General features: G+C 53.8%; 13 protein-coding genes. 3 read left to right on the forward strand and 10 right to left on the reverse strand.

The features are described 5' to 3' along the window. Nucleotides 1-38: 38 nt before the first annotated feature. Nucleotides 39-1,934, reverse strand: a complete 1,896-nt coding sequence (locus HQN87_RS22680) for a PrkA family serine protein kinase (protein WP_173137952.1) — start codon at nucleotides 1,932-1,934, stop codon at nucleotides 39-41. Nucleotides 1,935-2,104: 170 nt separating this feature from the next. Between HQN87_RS22680 and HQN87_RS22685 the strand changes: the two genes are divergently transcribed. Continuing rightward, on the forward strand, nucleotides 2,105-2,995 hold the full coding sequence (locus tag HQN87_RS22685) for a DUF2161 family putative PD-(D/E)XK-type phosphodiesterase (protein ID WP_173137954.1): 891 nt from the start codon (nucleotides 2,105-2,107) through the stop codon (nucleotides 2,993-2,995). Nucleotides 2,996-4,018: 1,023 nt separating this feature from the next. On the opposite strand, the gene HQN87_RS22690 is transcribed toward HQN87_RS22685, so the two are convergent. The 4 genes from HQN87_RS22690 to HQN87_RS22705 form a co-directional block, all read right to left on the reverse strand. Next, nucleotides 4,019-4,792, reverse strand: coding sequence for a hypothetical protein (locus tag HQN87_RS22690; protein ID WP_173137956.1), 774 nt, complete (start codon nucleotides 4,790-4,792; stop codon nucleotides 4,019-4,021). A 26-nt stretch (nucleotides 4,793-4,818) separates the two neighbouring features. Continuing rightward, a complete protein-coding gene (locus tag HQN87_RS22695) occupies nucleotides 4,819-5,511 on the reverse strand; it encodes an ABC transporter ATP-binding protein (protein ID WP_173137958.1) in 693 nt (230 codons plus the stop codon). A 189-nt stretch (nucleotides 5,512-5,700) separates the two neighbouring features. Beyond that, nucleotides 5,701-6,918 (reverse strand): aminotransferase-like domain-containing protein, encoded by a 1,218-nt coding sequence (locus HQN87_RS22700; RefSeq protein WP_173137960.1) that lies wholly within the window; start codon nucleotides 6,916-6,918, stop codon nucleotides 5,701-5,703. Nucleotides 6,919-6,984: 66 nt separating this feature from the next. Further along, complete coding sequence (locus HQN87_RS22705; RefSeq protein WP_173137962.1) at nucleotides 6,985-7,641, reverse strand: response regulator transcription factor; 657 nt, start codon at nucleotides 7,639-7,641, stop codon at nucleotides 6,985-6,987. 281 nt (nucleotides 7,642-7,922) lie between these two features. On the opposite strand from HQN87_RS22705, the gene HQN87_RS22710 reads away from it, so the two are divergent. Next, the gene (locus HQN87_RS22710) at nucleotides 7,923-8,330 is read left to right on the forward strand and encodes a hypothetical protein (RefSeq protein ID WP_173137964.1); all 408 of its coding nucleotides are present in this window, start codon (nucleotides 7,923-7,925) and stop codon (nucleotides 8,328-8,330) included. Beyond that, nucleotides 8,327-9,394: a phosphodiester glycosidase family protein gene (locus tag HQN87_RS22715; protein WP_173137966.1), complete on the forward strand. Its 1,068-nt coding sequence runs from the start codon at nucleotides 8,327-8,329 to the stop codon at nucleotides 9,392-9,394. The genes HQN87_RS22710 and HQN87_RS22715 overlap by 4 nt, the downstream gene beginning before the upstream one ends. A 451-nt stretch (nucleotides 9,395-9,845) precedes the next feature. Here HQN87_RS22715 and HQN87_RS22720 read toward each other — a convergent pair whose 3' ends face one another. The 5 genes from HQN87_RS22720 to HQN87_RS22740 form a co-directional block, all read right to left on the reverse strand. After that, the gene (locus HQN87_RS22720) at nucleotides 9,846-10,100 is read right to left on the reverse strand and encodes an AbrB/MazE/SpoVT family DNA-binding domain-containing protein (protein ID WP_173137968.1); all 255 of its coding nucleotides are present in this window, start codon (nucleotides 10,098-10,100) and stop codon (nucleotides 9,846-9,848) included. Nucleotides 10,101-10,254: 154 nt separating this feature from the next. Next, entirely contained in the window at nucleotides 10,255-10,719 is a 465-nt protein-coding gene (trmL, locus tag HQN87_RS22725; protein WP_173137970.1) for a tRNA (uridine(34)/cytosine(34)/5-carboxymethylaminomethyluridine(34)-2'-O)-methyltransferase TrmL, read from the reverse strand. Nucleotides 10,720-10,819: 100 nt separating this feature from the next. Next, a complete protein-coding gene (serC, locus tag HQN87_RS22730; RefSeq protein ID WP_173138205.1) occupies nucleotides 10,820-11,911 on the reverse strand; it encodes a 3-phosphoserine/phosphohydroxythreonine transaminase in 1,092 nt (363 codons plus the stop codon). Nucleotides 11,912-12,017: 106 nt separating this feature from the next. Then, nucleotides 12,018-12,902: a hypothetical protein gene (locus tag HQN87_RS22735; RefSeq protein WP_173137972.1), complete on the reverse strand. Its 885-nt coding sequence runs from the start codon at nucleotides 12,900-12,902 to the stop codon at nucleotides 12,018-12,020. Between the two features lie 144 nt (nucleotides 12,903-13,046). Further along, nucleotides 13,047-15,794, reverse strand: a complete 2,748-nt coding sequence (locus HQN87_RS22740) for a GH36-type glycosyl hydrolase domain-containing protein (RefSeq protein WP_367272781.1) — start codon at nucleotides 15,792-15,794, stop codon at nucleotides 13,047-13,049. Nucleotides 15,795-16,147 lie beyond the last annotated feature (353 nt).

The following is a 16,147-nucleotide window of genomic DNA, read 5'->3' on the forward strand; positions in this document are numbered from 1 at the left end:
CCCTTTTTCCATTATCTACTGACGTCAATGGCTTCCCGTCAGCGGTTCAGCAGGCTTCCAACATATTTCAGCAGCTCATTCGCGCAGATCGGGCAGTAGTTGTGCTCATCAATCAGGCGGCGGCTGACTTCGTTGATCCGTTTGAGCTGGCTTTCATCCGGTGTTTTGGAGGAGGTGGTGATTTTGACGATATCCTTCAGATCGGTGAACAGCTTCTTCTCAATGGCTTCCCGCAGCCGGTCGTGATTGTTGTACTCGAACTTTTTGCCCTTGCGGGAGTAAGCGGAGATACGGATCAGGATCTCCTCGCGGAAGGCCTTCTTGGCATTCTCGGAGATGCCGATCTGCTCTTCAATGGAGCGCATCAGCCGCTCATCCGGCTCCATCTCCTCATCGGTGAGCGGGTCACGGATTTTGGACCAGTTACAGAAGGCTTCGATGTTGTCGAGATAATTCTCGAACAGGGTTTTGGCGGATTCCTCAAAAGAGTAGACGAACGCCTTCTGCACTTCGCTTTTGGCGAGAATATCGTATTCCTTGCGGGCAATGGAAATAAAGTTCAGGTACCGTTCACGTTCCTCCTTCGTGATCGAAGGATGCTGATCCAGGCCGTCCTTGATCGCCCGCAGCACATCCAGCGCATTCATGCACTGCAGGTCGCCTTTGATCAAAGCGCTGGAGATGCGGTTGATGACATAACGCGGGTCGATGCCGGACATGCCTTCATCCAGATATTCGGTCTGCATCTCCTTCAGGTCCGCTTCCTTGTAGCCCTCAACCTCTTCGCCGTCATACATGCGCAGCTTCTTGATCAGGTCCATGCCCTGCTTCTTGCTCTCCTTGAGCCGGGTCAGGATCGAGAAGATCGCTGCCGCGCGCAGCGCATGAGGGGCAATATGCACATGCTTCATATCACTCTGGCCGATGAGCTTGGCGTAGATTTTCTCCTCTTCCGAGACCCGCAGATTATAAGGAACCGGCATGACGATCATGCGCGACTGGAGCGCTTCGTTCTTTTTATTGGAGATGAAGGACTTATATTCTGTCTCATTCGTATGGGCCACGATGAGTTCATCAGCACTGATTAGCGCGAACCGCCCGGCCTTGAAGTTGCCCTCTTGGGTCAAGGACAGCAGGTTCCACAGGAACTTCTCATCGCATTTCAGCATTTCCTGGAATTCCATCAGGCCGCGGTTGGCCTTGTTCAGCTCCCCGTCGAAGCGGTAAGCGCGCGGATCGGACTCCGAGCCGAATTCGGTAATGGTTGAGAAGTCGATACTGCCGGTCAGGTCAGCGATATCCTGCGACTTCGGATCGGAAGGGCTGAATGTACCAATCCCCACCCGCTCCTCTTCCGACAAAAGCACCCGGACCACCCCAACCTGTTCAATGTCCCCGTGGTACTCATTCTTCAGCCGCATCTGGCAGGACGGGCAGAGATTGCCTTCGATGCGCACCCCCAGCTCGCGCTCAATCTCCGGACGCAGCTCCAGCGGAATCAAATGCAGCGGGTCCTCATGCATCGGGCAGCCCTCAATGGCATACACCGCACCCGCATCTGTACGCGAATATTGCTCCAGTCCGCGCTTCAGCAGTGTGACAAGTGTGGACTTTCCTCCACTGACCGGTCCCATCAGCAGCAGGATCCGTTTGCGCACATCCAGTCTGCGGGCTGCGGAATGGAAATATTCCTCCACCAGCTTCTCCACCGCACGGTCCAGTCCAAAGATCTCCTGCTCAAAAAACTTATACCGTTTACGTCCGTTAATGTCCTCGACGCCGTGTGACTTGATCATGTCGTATACGCGGGAATGAGCCGTTTTTGCGGGAGAGGGGTCTAGTCTCAGCAGTTCTATATAGTCCTTGAAAGTGCCGCTCCACGCCAAACGGTCGTTCTCAGCCCGATACGAAGATATACGCTCAAAAATATCCATGGCTCGCTGCCTCCTCTTGCGCTCCTACTTGCTCCACCAAGCTTAGAAAGTGTATTACATACCTATGCGGCGAGCCCGGAATAGTTGACCTCTTTTTTGCTGTGCTATAATAGAGAATCATGATTTCTGAAGAATGATTACGCTGCAATCCAGGGCAGGAGTGACAACCAATGGCGATCAAGCAGGAAACGGAGCTGTATGCTCCTTTGAAGGGATTTTTTGAACGGCAGGGCTATGAGATCAAAGGCGAGGTGCGCACTTGCGATCTGGTCGGCATCCGGGAGGACGAGGCCCAGCCGCTGATCGTAGAGATGAAAAAATCGTTCAATCTCGCCCTGCTGCTGCAGGGGATTGAACGATTGCGTCTAAGCCCTAACGTCTACCTTGCGGTAGAACGCGTTAGGGAGAAGAAAGGCGCGGTCAACCAGCGCTGGGGCGAGCTCAGCGGGCTGTGCCGCCGCCTGGGACTCGGGCTGATCACCGTCGTCTTCTACAAGACGAAGGCCCCGCTCGTCGAGGTGCTCGCGGAGCCGGGCGAGGCGCCGCCGCAGGCCCGCAGCGCCGTGCGCCGCCGCGAGCGCTTGCTCTACGAGTTCCGCGAGCGCAGCGGGGACTACAACACCGGCGGCAGCACGCGCGTGAAGCTCGTGACCGCCTACCGCGAGAAGGCGCTGCGCGTCGCACTCGCGCTGCAGGCCCTGGAGGCCGAAGCCGCTGATGCGGCCGGCCTCGGCGGGGGGCGCGCGTCGCCGGGCTGCGCGCCGGGAACTGCCGTGGCCGCTGCCGGGACGGCGGCCACGGATACGGCAGCAGCGGCGGGGAACGCTGCTGCGGGTGCGGGCCCGGCGGCTGCGCTCAGCCGGGCGGAGGCACCGCGCGGCGTAACGCCCGCCGCGCTGCGTAAGCGGAGCGGCGTGCCCGGCGCCGCCGCCTTCCTGCAGAAGAACTACTATTCGTGGTTCTTCCGGGTGGGTCGCGGCCGCTACACGCTCACGGCCGCCGGAAGGGCAGCGCTGATCGAGTATGCCACGATCGCGGAGATCAGCGCCGCCAAGCTGTAGGCGGCGCGCCCCGGGGGAGCCGCTGACGGGATTCGCCCGGCCTCAACCGCGCCGTCTATCCATCTAAGCGACGCCTTCCGCTGGGCCCAGGCAGCAACGCTTGAGCTAGCTACAACCCCCGCCCGGGGTGCCAAACTGACTGCGTACCAGGGTGCTGCCTAGCCTACCAATGATGCTTCTGGAGGATGCGCCCATAATACGCCCAGCCACGCTCACTTCCAGCGCCATATCCCTACAGGCGAATCGCGTACCCGTTCCACTTGCCCAACAGTAGGTGGAATTTAGGCACTTAAATTCACTGGTTTATCCGATACAAAAAGATTAGTTGGATAAATAGCATTTATTTTCTGTGATTCTGAGCCCCATTAGCGTATCCCAGGCGAGTAGATGTAATTTTTCCAACTAAACTCCTAAATTTCAGGATTCTAGCATAATTAAGTGCCTTTTTTCCAACTGCTATTACGTTAGGTTGGGAGCGGTCACCAGGGTGCCCTGACCTGGACTATTCCCCATCCACCCACGCCCCAAAAAAGCTACAACCTTAAGCTCCTGCAGACGGCCCACGGATGATCAGGCGCAGGTTGTTCCGCACACAGCATCGCTGCAAAGCTACGGCGTGACAACTCCAAAAGCCCGCTCACCCTCTACCACACTCTCACTCCACACCCTGCTCACTCCTCACTCATACCCTGTTCACTCCCCACTCACTCCTCCACACTCCCCACTCACTCCCTTACACACTCCCCACTCAAACTCCCTATACACTCCTCACTCAAACTCCCTATACACTCCTCACTCAAACTCCCTATACACTCCTCACTCACACCCCGCTCACTCCCTACACACTCCACACACACTCCCCACTCACACCCCACTCACTCCTCACACACCCCATTTACTCCCTACAGACTCCCCACTCACTCCCCTCTCACTCACCCTCCGTTCACTCCCCACTCACTCCCTTACACACTCCCCACTCAAACTCCCTACACACTCCCCACTCCCTCCCTACTCACTTCCCACTCACTTCCCGTGCAGCTCATATTTGCGCCCGTTCAGCAGCGCACTGCCTATCGCTCCTGCAAGCAGCGCCACCAGCAGGTTCATGCCTACGGACAGCCAGTTAATGGTCTCGTTGATGTTAGCCGGCTGCTCCCGGCCTACCGGACTCACCGTCAGCAGATTTGCGTATTGCTTGAAGCTTGCCGCCGATGAGGAGCCGATACTCCAGTGCGTGCTGCCGCGGACCACCAGCGCAAACTGGATGCCAACTGTGATGAGAATGAACGCAGCGATGCAGAGATGGCTTAGCGCCGGCTTACGGAATCTTTTGGCAGCCGCAAGGGCCAGACCTATAAGCGCCAGTCCCGCCGGAAGGCTGCACAGCTTGGAGAGAATGAAGTAGGTCATCCCCAGCAGCGGGCTGGAGGAATGGATAACCCGTGTCTGATACAGCCCCTCGGGATTCAGGAACACATCCAGCAGAGTGGTGGACCAGACCGCCGTAAGCCCCAGCATAAATACAGCGGACTTCACACCGAACAGAGCGGAGGTTCGGAGTGGCAGCATATGGTTAATCGGCATCGTCCCCGTGAAGAATTCCCTGTAATAATCCATATAGATATAGACCGGCAGCAGTATGCCTATTACCATATTTACCAGCAGGAAGACGAAGGCGACATCCTGTCCGTGATCCAACAGAAAATACAGGTTAGCGAGACCGCTTAAGACGGTAAAGATGGCAAATACGGCACTATGCTTCCGGCATTCCAGCTTGAATTGATGCAAATAAACCATGATGTTCTCCCCTTTTGTAAAGTAGCTCAAATCAGACGTTTAAATAAATCCTCAATCGGCATACCGTGTTCCCGCCGCAGCTCCTCCACCCTTCCCTGCAGCAGCACTTTGCCATCGTTCACAAACACCACATCCGTAAACAGACTCTCGACATCGTGAATCAGATGCGTACTGATCAGGATTGAGCTGTCCGGATCGAAATTATCCAGGATGATGCCTATGATCTTATCCCTCGTGGAAGGGTCCACCGCCGCCAGCGGCTCGTCCAGAACGAACAGCCGGGCTTTGCGCGCAAACACCAGCGAGAGGCTTACCCTCTCCTGCATCCCTTTGGATAAGGATTTCACCTTGTCCTGCAGATTCAGTCCCAAGGCTTCAATCATGCTGTACGCCTTATCCCGCTGAAAATCGGCAAACGAATGGTCAAAAAAAGCAATGCTCTCTTCAATCGTCATCCACGGGTACAGGAACTCGCGGTCGGGCAGGTAAGAGACGATTTTTTTGGTGTCCAGGCCGGGCCGCATCCCGCTGACCGTAAGAGTCCCCTTATAATCCCTGAGCAAAGAGACAATCAGCTTCATCAGCGTCGTCTTCCCCGCCCCGTTCGGTCCAAGCAGCCCTACGATTCTCCCGGCGGGAATGGTCAGGTTAAGACCGTCCAGCGCCGTCTTCCTTCCATACCTTTTGGTTACATTGCTGCACTCCAGTACATTCTCCATCTCCTGCAACTCCTTAGATATGTATTTCCTGCTTAGTACATGTGAATATATTCACTTGTTATCTTAGACGTAGTACACATCGTAATCCCTGCGGAGGCCTGCACAAAAAAGAATGACCGCCAGCCATCAAGGCCCAGCGGTCATCCTACTTCCATTTAGGGGTTCATTCGTTCGCTCGCTCCCCGTCCCTTAACTACGGGCCGTGAACTCAGTGACAGCTTCACTCATCAGGTTCATTCCGAGCAGCAGCTCATCCCGGCCGGGATGGCTGAAGTTCAGGCGGATGCGGTCAGTGCCTCCGCTTACACTGCACAGCGGCCCGGGCAGAAAGGCGACGCCCTTCGCCAGAGCGGCGCGCAGCAGAGCCATCGCATCCAAGCCTGCGGGCAGCGATACCCAGAGGAACATGCCGCCCACCGGCATATCGTACACGCTGCTCTTCCAGGCCGGACGCTTCAGCAGCTCCGCCATCAGCTTCAGGCGGGTATTGTATTCGCGGTTCAGCAGGGCAATATGCTCGCGCAGATCAAAGGCCGATACACTCAGCAGATGATGCAGCAGCCGCTGATTCAGCGAGCTGGACTGCCAGTCAGCCATCTGCTTGGCGGCAGCCATCATCCCGATCAGCTCCCGGCTTCCCGCCGCCCAGCCCGTCCGCAGCGCGGGCGCGACGGTTTTGCTGAAGGAGCCGATATACAGCACATGCCCGCCCTCGCTGACATTCTCCAGCGCGTAGAGGGTTGGATACCGCTTGGAAGGATGTCCTTCACTCCGCTGGAAGTGCAGATCGCCATAAGAATCATCCTCCACAATCAGCACATTATGGGAGATACACAGCTCCAGAATCTCATGACGCCGCGCCAGGCTCCAGAGCACTCCGCTGGGATTGGTGAAGCTCGGCGCCGCGAACAGCATCTTGGGCCTGTACTGCCGGATCATGCTGCGCAGATGATCCGGCAGCAGGCCATCCTTATCGCCCTGCACCGGAATAATAACGGCTCCCTGCATCCGCAGAGCCTGCAGAATACCAGGAGAGGTCGGATTCTCTACCAGAACATGATCTCCGGGATCAATATATACCCTGGACAGCAAATCAATGGCCTGCTGGCTTCCCGTGGTCAGCAGAACGCCGCCTTCGGCTACCGCGACTCCTTTGCTGCTGAGCCAATCTCCGGTAAGCCATTCACGGAGCGGGCCATACCCTTCCGGCTCCCCGTACTGCAAGGCACTGGCATCTGTCGATATCACTGTAGATGCGGCCTCAGACAACAGTGACAGCGGAAATAATTCTTCCGCCGGAAGCTCTTCCGCCAGCGAGATCAGCGTACCCCGGCGTGTCTCCTTACGGATACTCAGCAGCGGTGAAGATAACAATGTATGTGCGCGCGAAGAAAACTCATACTTCATACGCTCCCCCCTTTATCTGGTTTAAGAATATTCCGCTCCTGACGCCATTATGTCGTAATACAGGGATTATGCGTAGATTTGCTTGTTCTGTCTTGAGAACAGCGCAAATTTCTCAATCGCCTGCGCTCTGGTCGATACTTCCAGCTTGACATAAATCTTACGCAGATAGTTGTCGATCGAACGGCGGCTGACTTCAATTTCAAGTGCGATCTTGTCGTATGTAATTCCTTGCACAATTCGTTCCATGATGAACATCTCTGTCTGTGTTAGCTGCATCACACCCTCCAGTCCTCTGGAAGAGGTGACCGGCCGTAAGCCCTTTTCGATCCATTCCAGCGGAATCGAGAGGAACCCTTCACGGATTCCGTTAATCATCTGCAGCAGCTGGCCCGGAGTGGCCCCCTTCGACAATACCCCGCTGGCCCCAAGCTCAATCAGGGGCTGGAACATTTCCTTATCGTTCTCCTCGGTCATGACAATAATGTGGGAGCACTTGGAGCTTTTTTTCATCTCCGGCAGCACCTGCTCCACTGTTCCTTCCGGCATCTGATAATCACTCAGCACCAGATCAGGCCGGCACTCCTCCACGACGGGGATGCATTCTGCCCAGGTAGAGTACATGCCGTCTACCGTAAGTCCCTCCTCATCTTCCAGTATCAATTTTGTTCCCAGCATACTTGTGGGATGACATCCCACGATGACCACCCGCCAGACCTTCATCATTAATGCCCAGACCTCCTGCTATCTATATAATATTCCAGAATGGAAAGCGCTATTAGCGTTTCCTGTCAACACGCAAGCAAGGATGTATGCTGCCCAAGTCTGTTTTCCTGCTTTTACCTTGAATACGTCCATCAGATATTCCAATCTATAGAAATTGTATCGCAGTAGTTTAACAGGATGCAATTACTTTTTGTCGTTTTTGCACGGCTCTTTCACTTTTGCGAAAAACCTGAAAGTCTGATAGAATGGGGACTTGAAAAATAATGGCTTGAGGTGATGAAATGCAACCGCTAGCGGAATCGACCCGGGTACACTCTCGCCGGAGCGCAGAGAGAAGCGGCTCTTCCGTAAAATGGTTTCTACTGTTCTGGATTTTGATGATCGCAAGCGGCGTATATGCCGTGTACAGCTACACCAATCATCTGAAAGATCAGGTGCTGAGCGAGCTTGGATCTCAGAGCCAGCAGCAGCTTACCGTTTTGAAGACCGATTATGAGTCCAAGATTGCCGTTCTGTCCGAGCAGGTGAAGGAACTCCAGAGCACGGTTCAGACGTTCAATGAGCTACTGACCTTCACCAAGGATAATGCCAGCAACAAGACGGACAACAGCAACAAGCTGTACACGCAATTAAGCGAGGTCAAGAAACAGCTTGATTCGCTCAAGAAAGAGATGGATCTGCTTAAATGATGACTCCTGTCAAAAGAGTAAACCGGTTCTTCATGCTCCTGACCGCCCCGTTGTTCGGACTGCTGCTCTGTCTGTGGCTGTACCAGCCCCCGCTTGAGCTTAAGCTGAATACCGGGCCCTTCGCTGCTGTTCCCGGACCCGTGAATGAGACCGCGCAATTGAAGCAGGATCTGGCCGTGGCCAAAAGCTATGCCGCCTACACCATCGACTCTATCAGCACCAGCGCACAGCTCTATAAGCAGACCACGAGCGCCATGAACGCACTGGTCACTACAGCGGCAGCCCAGACCTCCCGTCCGGAGCGGATCTATAACAACCGGATTAGTTCCCGGCTCGGCATTCCTGCCGACATCATCAGCAGTGACCGGATTACCATCGAATTATACCGGCTGAACCCCGGCAACTATACAGCATACGCCCTAAAGATCAAGCTGAAGGACCCGTCAGCCATGAAGATGAGCCTGGCCGGTGACGGCACCGGCGCCTCCGAGACCACCCTGCAGGCCGTGAACCGCTACGGCGCTTCAGCCGGTATTAATGCCGGGGGGTTCGCCGACCAGAACGGCAAACGTTATCCGCTCTCGACAACCGTCGTCGGCGGAGAGTATCTGTACGGCTTCGAGCCCAGCTACAAGGATCTCAGCTTCGTCGGCCTGGACAAGGCAGGCAAGCTCATCGGAGGCAAGTTCAACAGCCGTACAGAGCTGGACCGGCTGGAGCCGGTATTCGGCGCAACCTTTGTCCCCGTTCTGCTGAAGAATCAGAGCAAAACCGCCATTCCGCTGAAATGGCAGCTCGCCCCCAAGCGGGCACCGCGGACCGTCATCGGCAATTATAAGGATGACCAGCTGCTGATTCTGGTTGCTGACGGATATGACGAGAACGGCAATTCCGGCGCCACGCTGGCCGAGCTTCAAGACAAGCTGTACAATCTCGGTGTCATTGATGCCTATAACCTGGATGGCGGCGGCTCTTCCTCCCTGATCTTCAGGGGAAAGGTCATTAATAGGCCTTCTGACGGCAATCTGCGCCGTGTCCCGACGAACTTTCTGTTCTTCAAGTGATTCAGTAGAGCTCGTCAATGCCAAATATCACACTTTATATTTATTTTTACAGAATAAAAGGGTATACTCAGGTTAATGAAGATCGTCAATAACGGAGGTGCCCAGCATGTCGTTCTCCCTGACTTTTTGGATCGTAACCCTGGTTTTTGTGCTGTTTATGGCCGGTATTCTTACTTCATCCTACAACGACGACAAGACGAAGGGATTGTAAACAGATCCCTGCGCATCCATCCCTGAGCGTATTACTACAAAAAGGAGCACCGCACTGATGTGCGGCGCTCTTTTTTGTGAACATCCTTCTATTTCTCGCTGAAACGAATGCCGACCTTCCAATGGACGGCATAGCCGTTTCTGCTTGTGTGACTATTAACTTAAGCATGTCCAGCCAGCATCCCTGTTATAGGACGCCGCTTGGGCGTTTATCCTATGTAGATAGCGATGCGGTCTACGCTTACGCGTGTTTTGGCAATTGCGTCATTTCCGAAAGGCAGCTTGCACAAATATAACGGTCTTTATATTCACTTACGCCTTCCATTGATCCGCAAAACACACACTTCGGACGGTAACGCTCCAGAATAATGTGGTCGCCCTGAACCAGAATTTCTACAGGGTCGCCTTCATTCATTTGATACCTTTTACGCAGAGACTTAGGCAGAACAATTCTGCCCAGCTGATCCACTTTACGTACAACGCCAGCAGGTTTCATATCTAACTTACACTCTCCTGTTCAACTTATGATTAGTAGTGCCCTTCTTGGCCTTCTAAGTTCACGTTCTATATTACTTACTTCGGCACTAATCAACTATTTCGTTACTAAAATGTCGAATCCTGCTGAAAAAAATAAAAAATGATGTCAACTTTTAGAAAAGTTCTGGGAAATCCAGTTGCCGGAGCGCTTCATATACAACAATTGCTGCAGAATTGGACAAATTCAGCGATCTTACCGCCTCGCTCATCGGCATCCGCATGCAGGTTTCCTTGCCGGCCTCCAGAATATCCGCAGGCAGTCCCTTGGTCTCTTTGCCAAAAACAAAAAAGTCTCCATCCTGGAAGGTGAAATCAGAATACCGCTTCTCTGCCTTGGTAGTGGCGTAGAAGAACCGGCCTTCCTTATACTTCTCCAGCACTTCACTGAAGGAATCATGATATTCGATATTCACCGCATGCCAATAGTCGAGTCCGGCACGCTTCAGCGTTGCATCGTCTGTGCGGAAGCCCAGCGGATGTACCAGGTGGAGATGGGTTCCTGTGGCCGCACAGGTGCGGGCGATATTGCCGGTGTTGGCCGGAATTTCCGGTTCCACCAGCACAATGTGTAATGCCATAATTTACGATACTCCTCTCTGTAGGGTCTTAGAATTCCTGAGGCAGGCGGGCAAGAAGAAACCTTCCGCTGCCAGGCGGAAGGTCAGGAACGTTCTTTCATTAACCTTGAGTTTGCCGGAAATGCTTCATGAAGTCGGCTAGCGCCTTAACACTCTCATGAGGGACTGCGTTATAGATAGAGGCACGTAAGCCTCCTACACTGCGGTGGCCCTTGAGCCCGATGAAGCCTTCTGCTTCAGAAGCTTTGATGAACTGCTTCTCCAGCTCCTCCGATGGCATCCGGAACGTTACATTCATAATGGAACGGCTGCCTTCTTCCGCAACTCCGCGGTAGAAGCCGTCGCTGCCGTCGATATAGTCATACAGGAGACCTGCTTTGTCACGGTTCTTGGCTTCGGTGCCGGCAAGCCCGCCCTGCTCCTCAATCCATTTTAACACTTCGTTAACCATATATACAGAGAAGGATGGCGGCGTATTGTAGAGAGAGTTATTCTTGTAGTGGGTATCATACCGCAGAATCGTCGGAATATTCGCAGGGGAACTGGAGATCAGCTCTTCCTTGGCGATCACTACAGTGACACCGGACGGTCCGAGATTCTTCTGCGCTCCGGCATAGATCAGTCCGAACTTGTTGATGTCGAAGTCGCGGCTCAGAATATCACTGGACATATCGCCAATCAGCGGAATGTTACCGGCATCAGGATACTCCGCATACTGCGTGCCTTCGATCGTCTCATTCGAGGTGATATGCAGATAAGCGGCATTGTCTGCGGCCTTAATACTGTCAAGCTCAGGAATAGCCAGGAATTTCTTGTCTGCTGAGGATGCGGCTACATGACCGCCGCCTGTCAGCTTGGCTTCCTTCAAGGCTTTGTCCGCCCAGCTTCCTGTCATCACATAACTGCCGACCTGGCCTTCAGAGATGAAGTTCATAGGCACCATAGCGAACTGCGTGCTTGCCCCGCCCTGGATGAACAATACCTTGTAGCCTTGCGGATTGCCGAGAAGCGAAAGCAGGCGTTCCTGAGCTTCATTATGCACAGATTCGTATATCGCCCCGCGGTGCGACATCTCCATAATGGACATTCCGCTCTCCCGGAACTCGACAAACTCCGCTTGCGCACGTTCCAATACTGCCAGCGGCAATGCTGCCGGACCGGCATTAAAATTGTATGCTCTCTTGCTCAAAATAACTCCCACCCTTTCTCTCCTATGAATATGGATATCGCTATGATAGCAGATAACGATAAACACCAGCAAGTATAATTATTCACATATAAGGTAAGCCAGGCAGGGTTCAGGAGGTGAAAAACTGATAGCTGCGGCTCCAACCCTTGCTGTGACGCGGTAAAATAGTGATGTCCGCAAAAACCTCTGGAGAAATAACATGCTTGTCCCCCCACAAAGCAATCCGCTCGGCGGTGAAATCTCCACTCTCCCTGATGCAGGCACCGCTCGGCTTATGGAGCAGCTCCCAGTAATAATTCGCCTCAGCCTGCTCCCAGCCTTCGAGCCTGCAATAGAACTGACGGTCCGGTTCCCCTGCCCATGTGAGGCTGTTCCCGGATACACTCAGCAGATTCTCCGTATAAGAAGATTCAGGGGCAACGATCTGCGGGACTCCCGGCAGCTTAAGCTCATAATCCGTTCCTACGAATGCTTGGTCAATTCCAACAAAGTTGTGGATATACTCTTCGATCCGCAAGGCTTTTGTTCCATTATTTTCCATATTATAGGATATGTTCAACCGGTCCCCCTCCAGCTTCAGCGACTTGACCAGCCTCATGCTGTAGCCCCGGCATTCCAACGGCTCAACCGTGTATGTAACCGATTGTTCGCTCCACTCCTCAATAATGGGAAATGGCTTGAGCGGATATTCCCCTACGAAAGAATACGGCTCTCCGCTCTGCTTCTGGAGCAGTCCGATGCCGGGCTTGGGGAACCATTCCCCCACTGCCGCCTCCTCGTAGCCAATTGCCCGGGAAATGCCAAACTCATTGCAGAGACCGATACCGCCCGTGCCTTGTCCAGGCACCAGACTTTCGGGAACGCAAAAGGTATGTCCGCCCTGCTCCAGCGTAACGCCTGTAATAAATCCGCTCCAGTCAAAACGGGTCCCCCCATAGGCACCCACATCAGCAATCTCTACTGTAAGTATTCCGTTTGAAAGTATACGTGCCATTTCTATCTGTCCTTTCTGTCCTGAATTACACAGCACATCCTATCATACCATTTCCAGCGCATTCTATCCTCCGTATTCGGATATCAAAACGCCTGCTCTCCGGCGGACCGTCAGAGCAGGCGCTATGGGGCAGGCAGCCCCGGCTTATGCCAGTTTTACTTCAAGCAGATGAATTTCCCCTTCAGGCAGAGCGGTCAGCAGGCTGCGCGGAATCACAGCGCCCTCTGAGACGCGCTGAAGCGTTACCTCAGCCCCGTTCAAGGCGGCAGAGTGTATTTGATACTCTCCGTACTCCGTGCTTCCTGAAGCCGTATAGACGACTTTCAGCTCGCGTCCGGCAAAAATCGTTTTGATCGAGGCGCTTTGCTCCCCGTCGAACTGTTCTTGAACCAGCTTCGGCTGCAGCAGCAGGTCGCCGAGCTTGCCTTTGACCCCAAATACCTCTGTGACCATGGTCAGCAGCATCCAGCTCGCCGAGCCTGTCAGATAGGTGTACATCCCTCTGCCCTCTTCGTTGATATATTCCGGGATTCCCGGATACATCCGGCTGACCTCAAAGTTCGCACTCAGGCTGTACAGGGAGTCCAGCACCTTGCGGCCTTCTTTGACATAACCGCGCTTATACAGCGCATTACCGTACATTACGGTCATATGGCTGAACATGGCCCCGTTCTCCTTGTGTCCGAAGGCAAAGCCGAACGCCCGGCCCAGATTCTGCTGAATGCCGCCGAAGTTGCTGTTCAGACGATAGCCGATCTTCTCATCGAACAGATTGCGTTCCACAGCAGAGATCATCGCAGGAATCTGCTCTGGAGCCGCAGCGTGGCCCAGGAGCGGGAAGACCTGTCCGGTAAGCGTCATCCGGGTGCCTCCGGCACCTTCGCCTTCTACACGTTCCCCGTCGTTATTGTAATATCCGTTGAACCAGCCGTCGCCATGCCCGCTCTCTACCCATTCATTACGGCGCAGATGATCGAAGATCCATTCCGCTTTACGGGCGAGATCTGCTGCAACCTCCTCAAGCTTCAAGACGGACCGCACACCGCTCACCTTATTCGGTGCAGCTGCATAGAAGCGGTTCAGCAGCTCATGCTTGGCGGGAATAGATTCATAATCAATGGATTGCCGGAGAGAATCCAGCAGCAGCACCATCTCTTCAGCAAGCTCCAGCGTATCTCCGCCAGTCCGTTCCTTCAAGGTGATCAGCAGCCTGGACAGATCCAGCAGGTTGCTGGCATAGAAGGCGGTGAAGGTTACACTCTCGCCCCGCTGGGCAGCCATGTCCAGACCGTCATTCCAGTCCGCCCCTTCCAGCAGGATGTTGTTATGCTCACCCACATTGAAGAACGGAACAAGATTCTGCAGCAGGATATGCTCCAGAATAGTACCTGTATAGACTTCGCCCGCTGCCGTCCGCAGACTGCTGCCTGCACCCGGCTCCCAGGAAGTATCGCGGTCCTTGCAGCGGTTCATGAAGGTATCGCGGAAATAGGTCTGCTCCTGCAGCAGGAAGTCCAGGTCACCGCTCTGATCCAGATACAGCATGGTGGTCAGGAACGGCCAGGCGCCGTGGTCCATCCAGACCCGGGGGATATTATTGCGGTCCGCAATGAATTCTCCGGGCTCCTGCCCGATAATCGTCGCGTTACTGCCGTCTATTCTGACTCCGGCATAGTTATTCAGGAGCAGGCTGCGCACATCGGCAGGCTCCATAATCAGCAGCGCCAGGCAATCCTGCCAGAGATCGCGCCAGCCGCGGCCGCCTCTGCCGTAATCGTGGTATGGCAGGAACGAATTGCCGTACAATCTGCGCAGCACAGGCTGCAAGGTTACCCACTTCATCCATTCATCTGCGGCATGATCTCCGGTATGGAATTCCACCGTATTGACTTTATCCGCCCAGAAGGTCTTATTCTCTTCAAGCAGTGCATCAAAAGCAGCCGCCGAGCCAACCTTTTCCATCAAAGCCGGCACATCAATTCTCTCATTCTCAATAACCATTGCTACGACATAAGAGTGACTTTGGCCTGGCGCAAGGGTAACCTCCGCAAACCGCAGACCGCCCAGTGCCTCATAACCTTCCCTGTCTATTCCTCCGCCTTCGCCGATCCGTGGAGCCAGATTATTCACTACCGACTCCGGCCAGTCCAGGCTTCCTCCCTCACCGATGAACTCCTCCTGCACCGGGAAAAATCCGGTAGGCTGCGCCCCGCCGTCAGCTGCGCCGAACACTCCGTAAGAGGTATGATTCACCCGGTGTCCGCGTTCATCGAAGGACAGGGCAGGCTGCACCTCTACTCCGTAAGCGGAGGTATAGATCCGGTTCAGCAGCGAGGTGACATGCCGGTGATCCCGCAGATCATCCGCAGACCGCGCATACAGCGGAATAGCTGCAGTAGGAGTCAGCGTAAGCTCCCCGGTGCCGCTGTTCGTCAATACAACCTTCATTAGCTCAACCTTATCATTGCCGCACGGCACAAAGCTGGTGATCTCTGCTCTAAGCCCCAGCTCCTTGCTCTCCCGGGTTACCTTATGCCATAAGAGTCCTGCTTCCAGCAAGGAATCATCTGCCGTCTCGTGATAGAAAGCGGCATTCTGCCGGGCCGAGTTGCCCGCTGCCGACCAGGCGCCCTTGCCTTCAACATAGACCCAGAAATTACGCGAGGCGCGCGAATTATGCAGATCCTCTACGGAGATTGGCGGTGTAAGAAAAGTATTATGACCAGAAGTAACCTGACCATGCAGCTTAGGACTGACGGAAGACATCATGCCCCCTTCGTTGACGAGCGGAAAATATAAAAAGCTGCTCCGGTCCGGCTGCTCCAGCCTAAAGTCCCCATTACTCCCGGTGAAGCTCCAGCCTGCTTTTGACCTATCCGATTTATGACTCACTGAAATCATCATCCTCCCCACTCTACTAACTTCCATTTCCGAAATCGGTTTCGTTTTTCATTATCACATCGTTGTTTACCTTTGTAAAGCGTTTTTTATGACTATATACAGGGGTATAATTTTTACTGTAAATACTGATAAATCAGGCTTTATCAAAGATAGGCTTATGAACTACACCTTATTTAAACCGCTTTCTGTCATGTGGATTATGTATACAATTAGTTGTGTTATAATACATATTTCACACCCGTTTTCCGTTGCCAAATCAGAGTTCACCCTCAGATATAAACAATCCTCCTATCAAAACTGCAATTTCATTGCATTAAAGGTACTATATTAACGAAAATTTACGA

The organism is Paenibacillus tritici (assembly GCF_013204885.1).
In the GTDB taxonomy this organism is placed as follows: Bacteria; Bacillota; Bacilli; order Paenibacillales; family Paenibacillaceae; genus Paenibacillus_AQ; species Paenibacillus_AQ tritici.

Coding starts and splice junctions, on each gene's coding strand:
- HQN87_RS22710 (WP_173137964.1), top strand. CDS start 7,923: ATGCAACCGCTAGCGGAATCGACCCGGGTACACTCTCGCCGGAGCGCA.
- trmL (WP_173137970.1), bottom strand. CDS start 10,719: ATGGCATTACACATTGTGCTGGTGGAACCGGAAATTCCGGCCAACACC.
- HQN87_RS22720 (WP_173137968.1), bottom strand. CDS start 10,100: ATGAAACCTGCTGGCGTTGTACGTAAAGTGGATCAGCTGGGCAGAATT.
- HQN87_RS22690 (WP_173137956.1), bottom strand. CDS start 4,792: ATGGTTTATTTGCATCAATTCAAGCTGGAATGCCGGAAGCATAGTGCC.
- HQN87_RS22695 (WP_173137958.1), bottom strand. CDS start 5,511: ATGGAGAATGTACTGGAGTGCAGCAATGTAACCAAAAGGTATGGAAGG.
- HQN87_RS22680 (WP_173137952.1), bottom strand. CDS start 1,934: ATGGATATTTTTGAGCGTATATCTTCGTATCGGGCTGAGAACGACCGT.
- HQN87_RS22735 (WP_173137972.1), bottom strand. CDS start 12,902: ATGGCACGTATACTTTCAAACGGAATACTTACAGTAGAGATTGCTGAT.
- HQN87_RS22700 (WP_173137960.1), bottom strand. CDS start 6,918: ATGAAGTATGAGTTTTCTTCGCGCGCACATACATTGTTATCTTCACCG.
- HQN87_RS22705 (WP_173137962.1), bottom strand. CDS start 7,641: ATGATGAAGGTCTGGCGGGTGGTCATCGTGGGATGTCATCCCACAAGT.
- HQN87_RS22685 (WP_173137954.1), top strand. CDS start 2,105: ATGGCGATCAAGCAGGAAACGGAGCTGTATGCTCCTTTGAAGGGATTT.
- HQN87_RS22715 (WP_173137966.1), top strand. CDS start 8,327: ATGATGACTCCTGTCAAAAGAGTAAACCGGTTCTTCATGCTCCTGACC.